Source organism: Paenibacillus baimaensis, assembly GCF_025567575.1.
Genome location: NZ_JAOQIO010000011.1, coordinates 1 through 16657, shown reverse-complemented (window position 1 = coordinate 16657; position 16657 = coordinate 1). Strand labels below are relative to the sequence as shown.

General features: G+C 44.6%; 14 protein-coding genes. 6 read left to right on the top strand and 8 right to left on the bottom strand.

Annotation, left to right across the window (positions count from 1 at the left end; genetic code table 11):
• Positions 1 to 22: 22 nt before the first annotated feature.
• Complete coding sequence (locus OB236_RS05545) at positions 23 to 1435, bottom strand: MFS transporter (RefSeq protein ID WP_262683127.1); 1413 nt, start codon at positions 1433 to 1435, stop codon at positions 23 to 25.
• 157 nt (positions 1436 to 1592) lie between these two features.
• Here OB236_RS05545 and OB236_RS05540 point away from each other — a divergent pair, with 157 nt between their 5' ends.
• The 3 genes from OB236_RS05540 to OB236_RS05530 all read left to right on the top strand — a co-directional run bounded on the left by OB236_RS05540 (position 1593) and on the right by OB236_RS05530 (position 4313).
• The gene (locus OB236_RS05540) at positions 1593 to 2810 is read left to right on the top strand and encodes a helix-turn-helix transcriptional regulator (protein WP_262683126.1); all 1218 of its coding nucleotides are present in this window, start codon (positions 1593 to 1595) and stop codon (positions 2808 to 2810) included.
• A 120-nt stretch (positions 2811 to 2930) separates the two neighbouring features.
• Positions 2931 to 3437: an RNA polymerase sigma factor gene (locus OB236_RS05535; RefSeq protein ID WP_317259320.1), complete on the top strand. Its 507-nt coding sequence runs from the start codon at positions 2931 to 2933 to the stop codon at positions 3435 to 3437.
• Positions 3438 to 4313 (top strand): DUF3298 and DUF4163 domain-containing protein, encoded by an 876-nt coding sequence (locus OB236_RS05530; protein WP_262683125.1) that lies wholly within the window; start codon positions 3438 to 3440, stop codon positions 4311 to 4313.
• A gap of 79 nt (positions 4314 to 4392) precedes the next feature.
• Here OB236_RS05530 and OB236_RS05525 read toward each other — a convergent pair whose 3' ends face one another.
• From OB236_RS05525 to OB236_RS05505, 5 genes are all read right to left on the bottom strand, one after another.
• Positions 4393 to 4914 (bottom strand): GNAT family N-acetyltransferase, encoded by a 522-nt coding sequence (locus tag OB236_RS05525; protein WP_262683124.1) that lies wholly within the window; start codon positions 4912 to 4914, stop codon positions 4393 to 4395.
• Positions 4915 to 5325: 411 nt separating this feature from the next.
• Complete coding sequence (locus tag OB236_RS05520; RefSeq protein ID WP_262683123.1) at positions 5326 to 8349, bottom strand: hybrid sensor histidine kinase/response regulator; 3024 nt, start codon at positions 8347 to 8349, stop codon at positions 5326 to 5328.
• 313 nt (positions 8350 to 8662) lie between these two features.
• On the bottom strand, positions 8663 to 10075 hold the full coding sequence (locus OB236_RS05515) for an NAD(P)-binding domain-containing protein (protein WP_262683122.1): 1413 nt from the start codon (positions 10073 to 10075) through the stop codon (positions 8663 to 8665).
• Positions 10076 to 10338: 263 nt separating this feature from the next.
• Positions 10339 to 11778 (bottom strand): M14 family zinc carboxypeptidase, encoded by a 1440-nt coding sequence (locus OB236_RS05510; RefSeq protein ID WP_262683121.1) that lies wholly within the window; start codon positions 11776 to 11778, stop codon positions 10339 to 10341.
• Positions 11779 to 12033: 255 nt separating this feature from the next.
• Positions 12034 to 12453, bottom strand: a complete 420-nt coding sequence (locus tag OB236_RS05505) for a GNAT family N-acetyltransferase (protein WP_262683197.1) — start codon at positions 12451 to 12453, stop codon at positions 12034 to 12036.
• Between the two features lie 144 nt (positions 12454 to 12597).
• Here OB236_RS05505 and OB236_RS05500 point away from each other — a divergent pair, with 144 nt between their 5' ends.
• From OB236_RS05500 to OB236_RS05490, 3 genes are all read left to right on the top strand, one after another.
• Positions 12598 to 13062 (top strand): hypothetical protein, encoded by a 465-nt coding sequence (locus OB236_RS05500; RefSeq protein ID WP_262683120.1) that lies wholly within the window; start codon positions 12598 to 12600, stop codon positions 13060 to 13062.
• 72 nt (positions 13063 to 13134) lie between these two features.
• Positions 13135 to 13443: a hypothetical protein gene (locus OB236_RS05495; protein WP_262683119.1), complete on the top strand. Its 309-nt coding sequence runs from the start codon at positions 13135 to 13137 to the stop codon at positions 13441 to 13443.
• 98 nt (positions 13444 to 13541) lie between these two features.
• On the top strand, positions 13542 to 13691 hold the full coding sequence (locus tag OB236_RS05490) for a hypothetical protein (protein ID WP_262683118.1): 150 nt from the start codon (positions 13542 to 13544) through the stop codon (positions 13689 to 13691).
• A gap of 137 nt (positions 13692 to 13828) precedes the next feature.
• Here the strand turns inward: OB236_RS05490 and OB236_RS05485 are convergent, their stop codons facing one another.
• Both OB236_RS05485 and OB236_RS05480 read right to left on the bottom strand, forming a co-directional pair.
• Positions 13829 to 15592 (bottom strand): glycoside hydrolase family 2 protein, encoded by a 1764-nt coding sequence (locus OB236_RS05485; RefSeq protein ID WP_262683117.1) that lies wholly within the window; start codon positions 15590 to 15592, stop codon positions 13829 to 13831.
• A gap of 48 nt (positions 15593 to 15640) precedes the next feature.
• Positions 15641 to 16657, bottom strand: a 1017-nt coding sequence (locus OB236_RS05480; protein ID WP_317259319.1) for an alpha-L-arabinofuranosidase C-terminal domain-containing protein, incomplete at its 5' end; no start/stop codon positions are given.

The following is a 16657-nucleotide window of genomic DNA, read 5'->3' as shown; positions in this document are numbered from 1 at the left end:
ATTTTCATTTTCAAGCCATGCTTCAAGACGGATTTTGCCTTTTATTTGTCAAATCAATTGTAAGCTGCTTGGATTGCTGCTTGGTTAATGGATAGAAGAAAACTAAAATGATGAATACTACCAAAAAGACGATACCAGGCACCAGAGTAGCAATTGTATGAATCCCATCCAGTGCGCTTTGCGTTTGTACCTTGTGAGTCGCATCATAGCCAACTGCCGTTAACGCTACCCCTCCGATACCGCCAGCAATAGCCTGACCGACCTTACGGGAAAATGAATACACAGAGTACACGGTTCCATCTTCGCGCAATCCTGTTACATATTCATGATAATCAATCACGTCGGTAACGAACGCCCAAACTACCAGATTAAAAAATGCATATCCAAACATACCGATTGCTGAAATCGCAATAAACGAGATAGAGGATAAATGAGGCAAGAAGTATAGAAGTGTATATACCAAACCTGCGATTAACATACCCACAGAGGCTGTTTCCTTTTTCCCAAATTTGGCTACCAACGGTTTGGCTAGCGGAATTGCAATAAATACGGTACCGATCTGGATAAAACCAACCAGGCTTAGCACGGCTGCATGACCAAAAAAATCTTTAAACAAATAGACGTTGACTGCACCCAAGAGCATGTTGCACATCATAAAAATAAGAGATGCGGTTAAAATAGCCAGCAGCGGTTTGTTTCTTAACAACCCTTTTAAGGTTTGGCCGAGATGGGATTTGCGATCCTTGATTTCGGGAGTCACAATCCGTTCCGTAGATAATTTGTAACACGCCATATAACAAGAAATAGACAGTATTCCGAAAATAACAGCCCCTAATGTAAACCGGCTTGCGTCTGCCTTATTGTCTACAAACAAGATCAAAGGTCCCGCTACATTAATGATTAAGCTCGCTAACGAGCCGCCCATCGTTCTAAATGTAGATAAGGTTGTACGTTCAACGGGATCACTCGTAATGACAGAGGCCATGGAGCCGTAAGAAATATTGACTGTGCTGTATAAAGTCCCCCATATGAGATAGGATACAAAAGCATACGCCAGATAGAATCCGTCTGACATTCCTGGAATTTTTACAAACATCAGTACACCCGAGATGACGAGCGGAAATGACATTCGGAATATCCATGGCTTAAATTTGCCGTGCTTGCCAGCTTTCCTCGAATCCAGAAACCGACCCCAGGTAACATCTGCCAGAGCATCCCATAAGCGTGCTACGAGGAAGAGCATCCCTACCGTCACAGCGCTAATACCAAAAATATCTGTATAATAAACCATCAAGAATGAGCTTACTAAAATAAAGAAGAAATCATTCCCGAAATCGCCAAACAAATAACCCAATTTATCTCTCAAGCCGAATTTTTTGATTTCCACCATTGTATGCACGGAGCTCGCGGCTTCCAGACTGACATGCTGCTTCATTGTTCCCCCTCCAATATTTTCAAAAAAACATCGTTTAGCAAGCTTGGGTTTCAATTTGAAACTGCTTACAAAAAGAGTATAATCAAATTCAAAACATACGAGAAGGATGTAAATTGCATTATCAGGACTTATTTCACATGTAAAGGATTGGATCATCGTGATCAAGCATTTTCAACTAACGTCTGCAAGTTTGACCCTTTTCCATGTACTTGATATGAATACCATCATATTAACTCCAGAAGGCTCTGTAGAGATGGCGCATATCCACGACCCCTTGCCAAATTTTTTACTCCAGACGCAGCAGGAAGACTTTTTAAGACTTAGCTGGCAAACCAGGCAGGCTCCCCTACAATGCTGCACATACACGAATGTATTTGGGCTGACTTATTTATCAAGATTCTTTGAGTTTGAAGAGGAGCCACCCGCTGTTTGGGTAATTGGGCCTTTTCTCATGCAGATACCGGATATGGACAAAATTAATGCGCTATTCCGTACAGAACAAAACAAGCAAATGGCTATGGGGGAGTTTGTTCGCTGCTTGAAGCTGCTCAACAATGCCAGAATCCAGAGTGCCGTTAATATCTTGAACCAGGCAGGCTCCATTCAACAGGTTCCTTATCGAAAATTAAACACACAGCATACGTGGGAACGATTAGATGCCAACGACATCCAGCATATTTTGGCGCAGCCCGATGAAATGGACACGAAAGTTATTGAACTCAGATATGAACTAGAGAAAGAACTTATGAGTGCGGTCGAAAACGGGGATAAAAAAATGTTGAAGCATCTCCTGAAGGAAACCAAAAATTTATTTGATTTTTCTGACCGCTTTCCCAATCAGCCTGTCAGGGCAATGAAAAACATGTTAATTGTTTTAAACACATTGTTACGTATGGCTGCAGCCAGAGGAAAGGTTCAGCCGTTTTTCCTGCATCACATCTCCGAAAAGTTTTCCAAGCAGATCGAACGCTGCGATAGCATCAATTCCCTTAATGCGCTTTTGGATTGGATGTATGAAGAGTATTGCGATATGGTTAAGCGTCGTGCCGTTTCTGGATATTCCCCCTTGGTGCAAAAAGCAGCTCAACACATTCATGTTTACTTCAGTAAACCCTTGATCCTGCAAGAGCTGGCCCATATTTGTCTTGTGCACCCCTCACATTTATCAAGGCAATTCAGAAAGGAAACGGGGATGACACTGACCGATTATCAGAATAGGACAAGAATCGACCAGGCCAAGCTTTTATTAAAAAAGGCTAACACCTCCATTGACTGGATTGCCGGTCAAGTCGGATTTGATGATGCAGGCTATTTCACTCGTATATTTAATAAGCTGGAAGGCATGACCCCGTCCAGATATAGAAAAGAATTTTGAGCCTCACTTTGTAAAAGATGATAATCAAATAGATGCAAGTTAAAACTTTTTTGGGCTGCCCACACGTCTTACTTGTATACAGACATCAAGTTGTCAATAAAGAGAAAGGTATTGCTGATCATGCCCAACAGGAAAACCGAACAATTACTTACTCGCTGCATCACCGATCACAAGGAAAATGTATACCGACTGGCATACAGCTATGTCAAAAATAAAGAGGATGCGCTCGATATCGTTCAGGACTCGATTTACAAAGCTTTGACGTCCATCGAGCTTCTCAACAAGCCTGAAGCCGTCAAGAGCTGGTTCTACAGAATTGTGGTCTACACCTCTTTAGATTTTCTGAGGAAACAAAAAAAGGTTCAAATCGTAGATGAAGAAACGATCGAATCCTACAGCCCTGGGACGGCAGACATTTATCCCGATATTGATTTGGAACAAACGTTAGACAATCTTCCCCATAAGTATCGAAGTGTCATCGTGCTTAGATATTTTGAAGATTTGAAAATTGAGGAAGTCGCTGACATATTAAATGAAAACGTCAATACGATCAAAACCCGGCTCTATCAGGCACTCCAAATATTAAGAGTCACTATGAATGACGAACCTGCCAAGGAGGTAAAGTAGATGGATACCCCATTCAAAAAGCTGCAAGATGAATACAAGCAGGTCCCTATTCCTGAGGAACTGGACCTAATCGTCAACCGAGCCTTACGTAATGGTAGGAAGAAACGGATTCCCTCTAAATGGCTAGCTGGAGTTAGTGCGGCAGCACTGATTTTTGTTATCGGAATCAACACCAGCACGACGGTGGCGAATGCTTTTTCCGCAATACCCGGGGTCGAGAGTATAGTCAAGGTGCTCACTTTTAGAGAGTATAAGATTGACGAGCCCTACTATAATGCTGACGTCAAGGTCCCCGTCATTACCAATCTCGATAATAAAGCATTAGAACTTGAGCTCAACGAAAAATATCTGAAGGAAAACAAACAGCTATATGATGAGTTTCAAGCTGAAATGGAGTCATTAAAGAAAAATGGAGACGGCCACTTAGGGTTAGATACGGGGTATGAGGTGAAAACGGACAACGATCAACTATTGTCTATCGGCAGATACGTAGTCAATACCGTAGGTTCATCTTCTACAACTATGAAATATGATACGATAGATAAGACGAATCAACTATTATTGAATCTGCCAATGCTATTTAAAGATGATCGATATATGAGTGTAATCAGTGATAATATCAAGGAACAAATGAAAGCACGGATGAAGGCAGATCCTAATAAGATCTATTGGATTTCAACTGAAAAAAATGACGTCCCCACAGAGGAATTTATGACCATTAAGAAGGATCAAAACTTTTATATTAACAATGAGGGCAAATTGGTTATCTCCTTTGATAAATACGAGGTGGCTCCCGGCTACATGGGAATTACAGAATTCATCATTCCAACCGATGTACTTGCTGACGTTCTGGTTAGCCATCATTATGTTAAATAAATCAGGGCCAATCAAGTGAGGGAACCTTCTTACCTGGCTCAACGCTAAGCCTTCAAGGGCTTAGCGTTTTTCATGAGTGTTATCCAATCCAAAATCTCTTGACGATATTGCCATCTTCCATCACAAATTCAGATTCAAACACGCCACCGTGCTTCAGAATGGTCTTTTCCGAACCGATGTTGTCTTTGTCACATACTAACAGCACCTTATCCAAGCCCATTACCTTCGTGATTTGTAAGGTGTGGGCCAACAGAGCACTCGCGTACCCTTTGCGTCTATATGAGGGTCGTATTCCATAACCAATATGTCCGCCGCTGTTCAGGAGCTTCAGATTCAATCGATGACGGATGTTCGCCGCGCCTACGAGCAGGTTGTCCTCATTCATCAGCCAGTAGGTCGAGTGAGGCACCCAATGGAGATTGGTTAACTTCTCCTCGCTATCCTCTGAATATAAAGACTCCAGCATTGCCGTGAAATCGCTGGGGTCCTTTTCGACTACCCAAGGTACGATATCTTCACCGCTGCTTATCCAGTCGTCATAGAACGACAAGTAGGATTCACGGTATTCCATGGAAGGTTTAACTAGTCGAATGGTATGCATCGCAATCACTCCTGATCCATTTTTTTCAATCACATCGATCAGCTTACAGATTTGTTTCAGACTCCCCAGTTTAATATTGTTAGTCATAATCATTAAAAATGATTATCTGATAAAATTAACATTACCTTCACGAGTGATTAAGGTTAAATTAATTAACCACTGGTATTCTATCAATACCCCTCCTCTTACATTAATGGTCAGACCCACATCATGTATATGATGCGGGTCTGATTTGCGTTTATTACATTTGCCCTATCTGTATGGCGTCACCAGCAGCTGCGTAAATTCCCCGATATAACGTTAAACCATCCGTCCTTTGAGGTATAGCAATTAAATGCATATAAACCTCATCTTATTCCCCCTATTCATCGATTATCCATTCTATAACCGGGCAATGTTGACTAAGAGGCTTTATTGAAGAGGGATGGACATCTTCACCGTTGTGCCAAGACCTGCTTCGCTTTCTATGTTCAAACCCTCACCGAACGACTGCTTCAGACGGCGATCCAGATTGTACAAACCGACACCTTGGCGTTCATCCGATGTTCTATTCAATACCGCTTGCAGTCTTTCATCCGTCATGCCAACACCGTTATCGCTTACGGTAATTTCCGTTCCGTCCAACCTTTGTGTTACTCTTATTGTGACAATTCCACCCTGGATACGATTCATGATACCATGTCGGATAGCATTTTCCACAAGAGGTTGTATCGATAGCGGGGGAACCATCAGATGTTGCTTTCCATTCAACTCCCATACAACCTCTAAGCGATCCTCGAATCTTTCCTTTTCTATAAACAAATAAGTGCGGACATGGTCTAATTCCTGCTCAAGATGAATCAACTGGTCGAGATTACGAAAGTCAAAGCTTGCACGTAAATATTGGGTAAAAGCCTCCAGCAGGCTCCGCATGCGCTCCATATCGAATTCGCTAAGAGCTGCTATCGAGTTTAAGGCATTAAAAAGAAAATGCGGTTTGATCTGGGCATGAAGCCATGCGGCCTCCAGACTGAGGCGTTCGCGGAACGAGCGATTCAGATCGGTCAAGGTTCGCACTCTGAATTTCAACTCCAGCGCATCCATCGGTTTGGTAATAAAATCATTCGCACCGGACTGGAATCCCATCGATACATCCTCCGGACGATTTCTTGCCGTTAATAGAAGCACTGGAAGCTCTGATAATGAGAACCGATTGCGAATCGAACGTGTCAACTCATAGCCTGACATATAGGGCATCATCACATCTGTAATAACCAGATCCCAATGATCTTTGTTCAGCATGGCGAGCGCTTCGTGACCACCTGTAACGGTAACAATTTCATATAGCTCCGCTTTGAGCAGGTTGTACAATATTTTCAAGTTGATGGTGTCATCGTCTACAATTAAAATTCTCGGTGAATTCGTTAGGGAGTGCGCCGATGAAAGTGAAGTCTCATTGTAGGTATTAGCGACAGCGGCAGCAGCGATTTCCTTAAATGAAGCAGCTGCAGCTACACTTTGAACCATCATGATGGCCGTTGGATCAATAACATCCGCCAGCGGCAGCGTGAACGTAAATATAGATCCCCGTCCTTGCTCGGAGCTGACCGTCAAAGATCCTTTATGCAGCTGTATCAATCGGGAGCTGATGCTCAAACCGAGGCCCAGTCCACCCTCCGTACCCGTCAGGTTAGCATCGCCGCGCTCATAAGGCTCAAAAATTCTACTCTGCAGTTCTACATCGATGCCGCTTCCGGTATCATGAATATGAATGTAGGCCATGCCCTCCTTCAACTCTGCACTTATCGAAATCGACCCTTCATGTGTATACTTGACCGCATTATGCAGCAGGTTGAACAAAATTTGCAAAAGCCGATTTTCGTCAGCCCTCACTTCAGGAAAATCATCAGGTATGGCATGGACCAATTGGAGACTCTTGTCTTCTATCATAAAATGAAGCATGTCCAGGACAACGGAAGCCACGGACTGCACACGAACACGGGACGTCTCAAGTCGGATAGCATTCGCTTTTAGACGATCCAGATCCAGCAAATCATTCAGCAGGAAGGACATCCGACGCCCGATAGAAATGAGCAGCTCCAGATCTTTCGTTTGCTTGTGGTCAAGCGCAGGTTTCGCAGTATCGATGACAGCCTGAGCAATGTTAATCATTCCGTGAAGCGGATTGCGCAGCTCATGAGAAGTCACGGAAAGGAATTCATCCTTGTTACGATCTGCTTGCAGAAGCTCCTCGGCGAGCTTTTTGGTGTTCTCAGTGGCCCGAAGAAATTTTACTGACCAGAATAAAGCCAAGCTGAAAAATGAAATGAGCAAATCAAATGGATAATAAGCAGCCTCGAATAAAGCCATATTGTCCATTACACTCCATACTGTATGGGAAAAGGTTCCGCACGCCCCAAGCAGCATGTAAAAGGCACCTTCACCCCTCTTCCAGGCCTCGCGAAGATAAAAGACAGGAACGATAATCGCGGTTGTTGCGTTTAGAAGTACAGGCAGCGGCTCGATTAACGCAACGTAAGAGGCTGGGGATAGCACACTCACCAAGGCAACCAAACCACACAGCGTACAAAACCAGGGAATGGATCTAGCCTTCCCATATTCAGGAAGAAGATGCTTCAAGAACAGTAATACGAACATGGCCGTACCGCAATATGCTAGGTACTGAAGCTTCATGGCCCATTCGAAATTGAGAGGCACCCCTATCAGAAATAGTTTTTCATAATTCATCAGCACCGTGCTCGCGCCGCTGAATAAAAGAAACGAGAAGTAAAGAAACATTCTACTCCTGTTCCGAAAGGCATACAAAATGAAAGCACAAAACCCATACAGAAACAAAACAATAGCTGCTGTCAGGTTCGTGACGGTGTATAGCAAGGACTCCCGTCCAATCGCTTCGGCTGTTCCCAATTTCACCGAGCGGACGATGCCTCCCCCACGTGCATATTCATAATTGGACATATGTATGATGATCTCAATCGTGCTTCCATTCGATGTGAAGAATGCGGAATAAGGTGTATTTCGAGCTTGGTGAAGCTCTTTCGATACGGCGGGACGCCCATTTTGGGCTGTCAAATGTCCATTGATGTATACCTCGGAGGCACTTACCGCTTTCATCACCCTGATGCCAAACATTGTTTCTTCACTTTCGGGGATCTTGACGACCAAGCGATATGTTCCATAACCGTGGGCAGCATTCTCTTGGGCAGTTGAAGAGAAGGCATCATCCCATTTGCCGGGAACGTTAAGGTAGTCTCGGTTCGTTGTCGCCGCGAGGCTGGCTGTATCATTTGTTTGTAACCACTGACCCGGGTAAAATTCCCACTGGCCATCCAACGTAATGGGGCGACTGTTATTGATGCTGAAGTTTCTAAGATCCAGAACGCCCTGTACGGCTTTAGGATGCTCGGGAATCGTTTGAATAACAATCCAGAGCATGCGGAATCCCACCAGTAGGGTACAGATCACTCCAATCATTAAAAAGAATTTCATATAGTTCCATTTACTCATTGAATTTATCATAAGTGACCTTTTCGACATCCCAATGTGGTCCACCTGCCATGGAACCTTAAAGATATCATAAATTCAGGATCAAATTTCCACTCAAGGCAGTCTACATAACGAAGAGGCACCGACCGTTAGGTCAGTACCTTTTTGCAGGAACTTGTTGTTCAAAATCCATACATAGTCCCTTACCTTGCATCACCTGAAAATGACCCCGAGCACATTGTTACTAACTCATAGCTTCCCCCTACTTCGTCCATTCTCCTATAAATTCAGTATCCCTATAGGCAAAAAAGTTTTTCAAAATCTCTTCACGATCGTCCAGGAAAAGCTGGTCTGTCACGGTTGTTACGAGCTTCGGAATCCCATATCGCATACCTGAAAGTGCAGAGGCGGAAATCCCGCAGCTGATCAATGCCGAATAACTAAAAGTAAAAAGTCCGTCCAGCTGCTTTTGGCCCTCTTCAGTACGACTTAAGAAAGCGAACCCAGGGCTAAGGTAAGGATGCGCGTCGAGCACAGGATTGGCCAGCTCTTCCGGGGCCTTGTAGCGGTCGCCCCAACGGGCAATATGTGTTTCAATAAGTCTCAGCTCGGGACGCAAGGCGGGATCAGTGAGCAAACCCGTGCTGATAATCAGAAAATCAAAGTGGTATGTGCCTTGAGGCGTAGTCACCAATGCACCCTCACCAATTGCCTCTACATCAAGCCACGGTGCATTCAAATGAACATTAAATCCAGACCATGAAGCCGCACGTTCAAACGTATCGTTGGTCGGCGGCTGGTTGTGTTTAAAGAAATGGGCAATAGCCGCATATTTATCAGCGTCCGACAAGGCTGGAAAATGCTCAATCATACCGGAAACCTCCATCTGGCGAATCGGGTTGATACGAGGAATCTCCTTGCGGCGGACGAATACATGGGCCTCAGCTACACCTTCTGATAGTGCAAAATTGGCATTATCAAAGGCCGAAGCTCCACCACCCAAAACAGCCACCTTTTTGCCCATAAGAGCTTCAAAGTCAATAGCCTCAGAGGTATGTGCGTAAAGATGCCTCGGCAAGTTGTCGGCAATCAGGGGAGGAACATGCCATTCGCCACCACCTTGAATCCCCGTGGCCAGAATGACCTTGCGCGCCAGCAATGGACTGGATGAGATACCCGCTCTCTCCACATGCAGTCGGTGGATGCCTCCTTCAGCAGGCTCAATCAACTTCAGCTTGACCTCATTTATGACGGGCAGATTGAGAATTTTCCGATACCAGCGCAAATAGTTCATCCAGTCGCCCCGCGGAATCTTGACCAATGCCTCCCAGCCTTCCAGCCCCACTTGCGCTTCCCACCACGAGCGGAATGTCAGAGAAGGAATTCCAAGATCAATAGAGGTCAGATGCTTAGGCGTGCGCAGTGTCACCATTCGGGCATAAGTTTCCCAAGGCCCTTCCAATCCTTCGGTGTTTTCGTCGATGACCAGAATATTGGATACTCGCTCACGCAAAAGGCCGAAGGCCGCACCTAATCCGCTTTGACCCCCGCCGACGATTACTACATCATATACATGTCCATCAGGATGGTTAAGCGGTCGTACCCAGTTCGGCCCGCCGTAAGCGAGATAGGAAAGATCCGTTTTTACCCGTTCGTTCAAAGCCTCTAAGCTCATCATTGATCATTCCTTTCTGTACGACCCGAATTAATTGTAAGGAAAATTGCCATAAAAAGATGTTCCATTCATTTATACACTTATATACGTTATGTTTCATGACATAAAAGTGCTCTTGCCCACATTTTACCGCTTATAACCTGACATTTCAATTTGATCTACTGTTTATTGTAATTCGATCTAAATTTTAATGAGCTAATTGTTCAAAAAAACAAAGTAAACAAAAAGCCGAGTGCGAAATGCACCCGACCTCACGATCAACCCTATTTCTTCTCCTGTATCCAGCCATCGCCTGACCAGGTTCGGATTAGTATCCAGTCATTCCAGCGTTCCAAGGTCTCAACCTCCTGCGGCTCCAATTGGCCGAGCAGCTCTGCCTCGTTCGCTTTGGGATACTTATAAATAGCTGTCTTTTCCTTCAGGTTGATGCGATTCGGATAACTCTCACTGTGTCCATGAAGATAAGACACGTGATTCAGTCGTACCCACCTCGGACCGAGCCATGTTGGTATGCGGTACCAATCCCCCATGCGGGAATCCGATGTAACCTTTGCTTCCTTCAACTCCCCGCCAGTAGGAAACGAATCGCTGGGGCGATTGTAGAGTTGCACCGGCTCGAGCAGTTGAATGTTTTCCTCGACCTTTTCGATCGGGTAGCGCTCCCGCCACAGCTTGTACCCTTCTGAAGCCAGATACAGGCCCATCGACTGATTTTTCTCCCATATGTCAGTAAACGTCCACAGGGGCAGCTCGTTTTCTTCTTGATACGGCCCAAGCTCGGCTGTAAAACCGGGGCGCCCGAATTGCACAATAAACCAATCCGTGAAGCCTCCACCTGAAGGGTCCTTTTCCGGTTTGATTTGGCTGTATCCTGTCATGCCACTTATCGTATCAGCCATTTTTTTATCGCGCGCAACATATTCCGAAGCCGTATTGAAATGCCAATATAACACTTCGCCTGAGGTGTGATAGGAAAGGGCAATTTCCGGATCGCTCTCGTATGTAAATCGAATCATGCTGAGGGCTTCGGCTGTTTCCACCGGCTCTGAGCCCTTATAGTTTTTGAATGTCGGGTACTGGGGAGAATTACGAATGCCCGTCCACATCGCAGGATACTGACGGTTAATATCGATTCCTGTCGCATTTGCTTTCCAGCGTTTGAAATTAGTGCTGCCACCGTTCATGCTGAGCAGATAAGAATGGTACGACTCAGGAAAAGCATTCAGCCCTTCCTGCTGAAGCGTCACACCATCCGGATTGACCATCGGCACAAACCAGATCGAACACTGATCCAGCAATTGACGAACAGGATAATGTTCATATTTCATATTATGCTCATAGGCATACGCGTAACGGTCTATCATATATAGGATCAGATTTGTCCCCATCCATTCCCTGGCATGCTGAGACCCATCTATGAGGATAGAGGCATCGCCTTTCCCGACTTTTACCGCCTTAATATCTCGGCCAAACCCTGTTGTCCCAATTGACTTCACCTCAATTAATTCAGGGTAAGCAGCTGCCAACTGGTCGATTTGTTGCGTCATCAATTCATACGTGTACACCTGATAGGGATCAACGATCTCCTTGCTGACCGATTGCGAATCCGAGGCTATTACTACTACATTCCCCATCATAAGTAGGATTGCTAGAATAGCTGCCAGCACTTGCAGCAGCACTCTACTCTTTCTCTCTGTGCCCAAGTCTCTCTCTCCTATAATGTATGATTACTCTTCCAGAGGAAGAATTTACAAAAATGCTTAGTTATTTTAATATATATCCGACAAAAAAACCATATATCCGACTGTATTTTACAAGAAATCTTCAGGAAAATGGTATTTTTTTGATAGTTTTATTAAAATAAAAGCATTTAGAGAGGGCAGACTAGTGGCAACATTCAGAGCGAAAAGACTTCTTCATACCATGCTTTATCCTGCTTTATCCTGCTTTATCCTGCTTTATTCGTACACCATTACCCAATACCTTTCATCGGGACTGCCTTTTTCAACAACCTTTTTCCAGCCATTATTTTCGTAGAACTGCATTGCCTTTTGATTTTTAGATACACATTTCAAGGTTACTGGTTTATTCATTTTTTCTATGGCAGAATGAAGTAATTGACTACCAACGCCCTTTCCTGAACAATCAGGGTGAACAAATAAATTATGAATAAAATTATCCGGCAAGTACAACGAAGTAAATCCCATAATACGGGCGTCTTCTTCTGCTACAATCATATATTCTCCTTCAGTATGCTTATCAAAGTCTTCCAAGGTCATTTCTTCTTTATTAGCCCACTCAAAACTGTTACGACGTGAGTCAAGGTATATTTGTCTTAATTCTGGATAGTCGGATTCCCTTGCTACTCTAATTTTCAAAATTTCCACACTCTCTTTCTTCTAGAGGAGTTCATCCATCATATTATATCCTAATAGGATACACGTCAGTATGACATTATTTCCTCGTAATCAGTCTTTACTTAAAGATAACTGTAGGCAACAATGGAAAGGAGGATGATAGATATGATGGGTAAGATTGTTGGAGGCTGGTTGGTTACAACGTTTGGCTATTTACTTACGCTGTTTGCTATGTTTACACTGTATCCCATACTTTTCAAACAACCAGCTGATTACAATTGGGATCTTTCCGGCACTTTTATTGGTGTACCTTTGATAATCGTACCGTATCTGCTTGCAGGACTATATGTAAAAAGGGCTTTTGTCAAAAAGCGCTCTGGCGCACTATGGGTCAGTATAATTCCTGTAATTAGTGAGCGTTTATTGATATACTTAATCGGTTATTTATTAATACTTGTTGGAGGCGATGGATCGACCAATGGTATTACAACAATGATGTTCATTCGTGGTGAAGCAGCACCTTACTATACGTATACTTATATCATCTGTGGAGTATTCAGCATTTGGGTTTGCATGATTACGGCTTCAACTCAACATAAGGCGGAGCTAGGACACAAAGTCATAAAATAAGCCTGGACAAGGGTACCTGCTGCATTGAACTCGTGCACGACCCAGCTATCCAGTAATAATGGAGGAATCTCAATGAGTCAACGTTATCGAATCACAAGAGCACTACAGGACAATGACAATTCAGCGAAAACCATAACATTAGAAGAGTGCAAAAAGTTTTTTTCTTCTAAACCTGATTTTTCCTATACCTCCGTATTTACGGTGACAGGCTCTACCAGCATGTCCATTGAAGGGGAGTTTTTCATGTGGAGCTGTGGCGATGCAAAGATCCCATTTCGGTACTATCAAGGAGATATTTATGTATCCGGCACCAATGAAGCCGTAATTCCCAAAATGATTGAGGTTGCAGGCGAATTGGGTGCGGATGTAATGGAAGGATAAATTTAAATTCGAGTAAAGAAACGAAGTCGATTTATGAACGGATTTGCATGATTCATTTCTTTTATGGGAATCTTATGGATGAAATGGAGGCGATCTTGTTGAACAAAAGTCAACAAATAGCAAAAATACAACAATTGGCTGAAGGTAAAATCGCGTTTCAAGCCAATATAGACAAGCAGGCTTTTGTAAATAGTCAGGTACAAGAGGATCTACCGGAAACGCCTAATCAAGACCAAGATAAGCGATAAGCGTTCCTCATTTCAATCCGTGTTCGTGCCATGACAAGAAGCCTTAATTCGGTGAATACCGGACTAAGGCTTCTTTGTTGCTTGGAAACTGGCTCATACTGGTAATTGTGTTCGATTAACTTAACAGATCGCTCTCTTCAGGCAAGATTGATCTCCCTAATCTTGTCAATCGGCACCTTAGGCTTGCGCTCCTCGGTCAAGAGCCCATTCACCTCTTGCTGAACGTCGGTAATTTGCGTATAACAGTACCCTACGATGTATTCCGTCTGCTTGATAGCTTCGTGAATGCCGCGGAAGCGTTCAAGAAACACTTCTTCCGAACCAACCTGACCGCCGTAGCCCCAGCCTTTGTCAGACTTGAAGGCAATGCCGCCAAATTCGCTGACGATGATCGGCTGTCCCTTGTAGCTGTAGCCGTCGGCAAAAGCGTATTTCCATTGGTTGAAGGTCTTCTCGTTGTTCACGATTTCGTCCTTGTTCGCATAACGTTTAAGGAATCGCTCCTTTGTTTCCACGTAATCATGCAGCGTCAATATATCGGACACCGTATGCTCCCAGCCGTCGTTAGTTATGACCGGGCGATTCGGATCGAACGCCTTTGTTAAATAATAGATCGATTCGGTGAATTTCTGCTGCCTTTGATCCTTGAAAATGTTCATGATGCCCCACGATTCATTGAACGGAACCCACGTGATAATGGAAGGATGATTATACTGCTGACGAACGACCTCCATCCACTCCAATGTAAAATTTTGAACCGCATTATCGTTAAATTCGAAGGTCGCAGCCATCTCGGACCATACAAGTACGCCTTTGACATCGCACCAGTACAGGAACCGGGCGTCCTCCACCTTCATGTGCTTACGGACACCGTTATACCCCATCTGCAGAAGGAGATCGATATCCGCGATCAGTGCATCCTCGGAAGGAGGCGTCAAATGGCTGTCCGGCCAATAGCCTTGATCCAGCAGTAACCGCTGGTAGATCGGAACATTGTTAAGCAGCACCTTGTCCTTCTCAATAGATATTTTTCTCATGCCGAAATAAGAGTAGACATGGTCAATCACGACATCGTCACGGTACAGAATAAACTCAACATCGTACAGATTCGGACGACCTGGTGCCCAGTAGCAACGCTTCCACGGTCCGTTCATTTCGTGAACGAGATCGACCTCCAGTTGCAGCCAAGAGCGGTCAATCATCAAGCTTGCCTGCTTAACCTGACGACCCTTCATCGTAATAATTGTTTCCAGCCGAAGCCTGCTGCCAGAGTGGACATCGCCTTTGACCTGGTACTCAAAGCGAACGGTTGCGGAATCGACGTCCGGCGTGATTTTCACCGAATCGACGTATTCCCGATCTACATACTCCAGCCAAACGGTCTGCCATATACCCGTCGTCTGTACATAGAAGCATTCAAAGTTATCGTCCACCCAACGCTGCTTGCCACGGGGCTGGGTCGTGTCTATACTGTCTTCCACCTTGACCGTTAGCTCGTTGGAAGATCCGATGGTTACAAAAGGTGCGATATCGAAGGAAAATGCCGAATAACCACCTTGATGCCTTCCGACGTATTCGCCATTAATCCATACTTTCGCAATATAATCAACCGCTTGAAAATGCAGGAGAATTCGCTTGCCGGCTGCTTCCAACGGGATGTGCAGCACTCTGTTATACCAGACGTAAGGATGGTGGGCTTCTTCACCGATGCCGCTTGCCGCCGTCTCGTAAGTGAAAGGAACGATAATCTTATCGTCCCCGCCGAAGCTTCGCTGCCACCTCTTGGATTCACCTTCATTGACATCATCGAAACCGAAGCTCCACTCACCGTTCAGATCAACCCAGTTATCCCTGACAAACTGAGGTCTCGGATAATTTTTTACATATTTCTTTGTCGTCATTTCGTTCGTTTCGCTCCTCTGTTTATGCTAGTGGCAATCGCCATCCTGTTAGCGTGTTATTTCCAATACGTAGACGGATGATGCCCTTAGTTGACAGCTCACTTGACTTTGCGAAAATTGTAATTCATGGGATACGCAAACAAGGAGATCCGGATTGTGCACACTGTTGATGGATTCATAATCATTCGCTGTTAACTCAAATAAACGGGCTGTGCCTGAGTCTGCAAATCCGGCCAGCTGCACTTCGGTCAACGCAGCTTCGAGACTTCGGTTGACTATAAAGACGGTCAGCTTATCTCCATTAAGATTGATACAAGCCACGACGTCCAGATCCAGCAGGTGATCAAGCTGTGGTACAGCAGACACAAGACTATCCACTTTAAAAGTGCCGCATTCGGTATGACTGTTTACTACATGACCCAAGTCACGGTTTGCATACATTTTCATCGCATGATAAGTGGGTGTGCCATAGACAGTCAAAGACTTACCGCTCCAGCCTGTCGATTTACCGCGAAACTGATCCGCATAGAAGTCCCCCACCCTGATACATCCACCCAACCAGCCATTGACAAGGTCGGAGAAGCTGCCAATCTCCACCAGGTCGCTGTTTCGAATAAACTCATTCAAATTCGCCGCATTGGCAACCGCAGCTTCCAGCGTGTGCTCATGGGGAAGACCCTTACGAATGGTATTCGGAGCATACATCGTATTATATTCAGTAATAGCCAATTTCAAATGGGCATACCGTTGATTGGAACTGAACATTTCTCTTAATTGCTGTATAGATGCCCTTGTCCATTCCGGAAAGGAAACCATTGCCTTATAACGCTCATCCTTTGGCGTATGCTCATTCATTCCAAAACGCGAGTACCCATGATATAAATGCAAAGTCAAATAATCGATATGCTCTGCGGCTTTCTGTAAGAGAGTCTGGTTCCAATCCATTCGGACGTCTCCGCAAGCCAACAGCTTGATCCCATGATCAACAGCCTTCATGGCTTGGGCAAAGCAAGCATAACGTTCAGCAAACTGCTCAGCGCTGCAGTGTCCCACCTGCCAAGGCCC

What these genes read in the sequence shown, in the direction of transcription:
- OB236_RS05545 (WP_262683127.1), bottom strand. Translation starts at nt 1,435, where the DNA reads ATGAAGCAGCATGTCAGTCTGGAAGCCGCGAGCTCCGTGCATACAATG.
- OB236_RS05535 (WP_317259320.1), top strand. Translation starts at nt 2,931, where the DNA reads ATGCCCAACAGGAAAACCGAACAATTACTTACTCGCTGCATCACCGAT.
- OB236_RS05530 (WP_262683125.1), top strand. Translation starts at nt 3,438, where the DNA reads ATGGATACCCCATTCAAAAAGCTGCAAGATGAATACAAGCAGGTCCCT.
- OB236_RS05525 (WP_262683124.1), bottom strand. Translation starts at nt 4,914, where the DNA reads ATGCATACCATTCGACTAGTTAAACCTTCCATGGAATACCGTGAATCC.
- OB236_RS05520 (WP_262683123.1), bottom strand. Translation starts at nt 8,349, where the DNA reads ATGCTCTGGATTGTTATTCAAACGATTCCCGAGCATCCTAAAGCCGTA.
- OB236_RS05515 (WP_262683122.1), bottom strand. Translation starts at nt 10,075, where the DNA reads ATGAGCTTAGAGGCTTTGAACGAACGGGTAAAAACGGATCTTTCCTAT.
- OB236_RS05500 (WP_262683120.1), top strand. Translation starts at nt 12,598, where the DNA reads ATGATGGGTAAGATTGTTGGAGGCTGGTTGGTTACAACGTTTGGCTAT.
- OB236_RS05495 (WP_262683119.1), top strand. Translation starts at nt 13,135, where the DNA reads ATGAGTCAACGTTATCGAATCACAAGAGCACTACAGGACAATGACAAT.
- OB236_RS05485 (WP_262683117.1), bottom strand. Translation starts at nt 15,592, where the DNA reads ATGACGACAAAGAAATATGTAAAAAATTATCCGAGACCTCAGTTTGTC.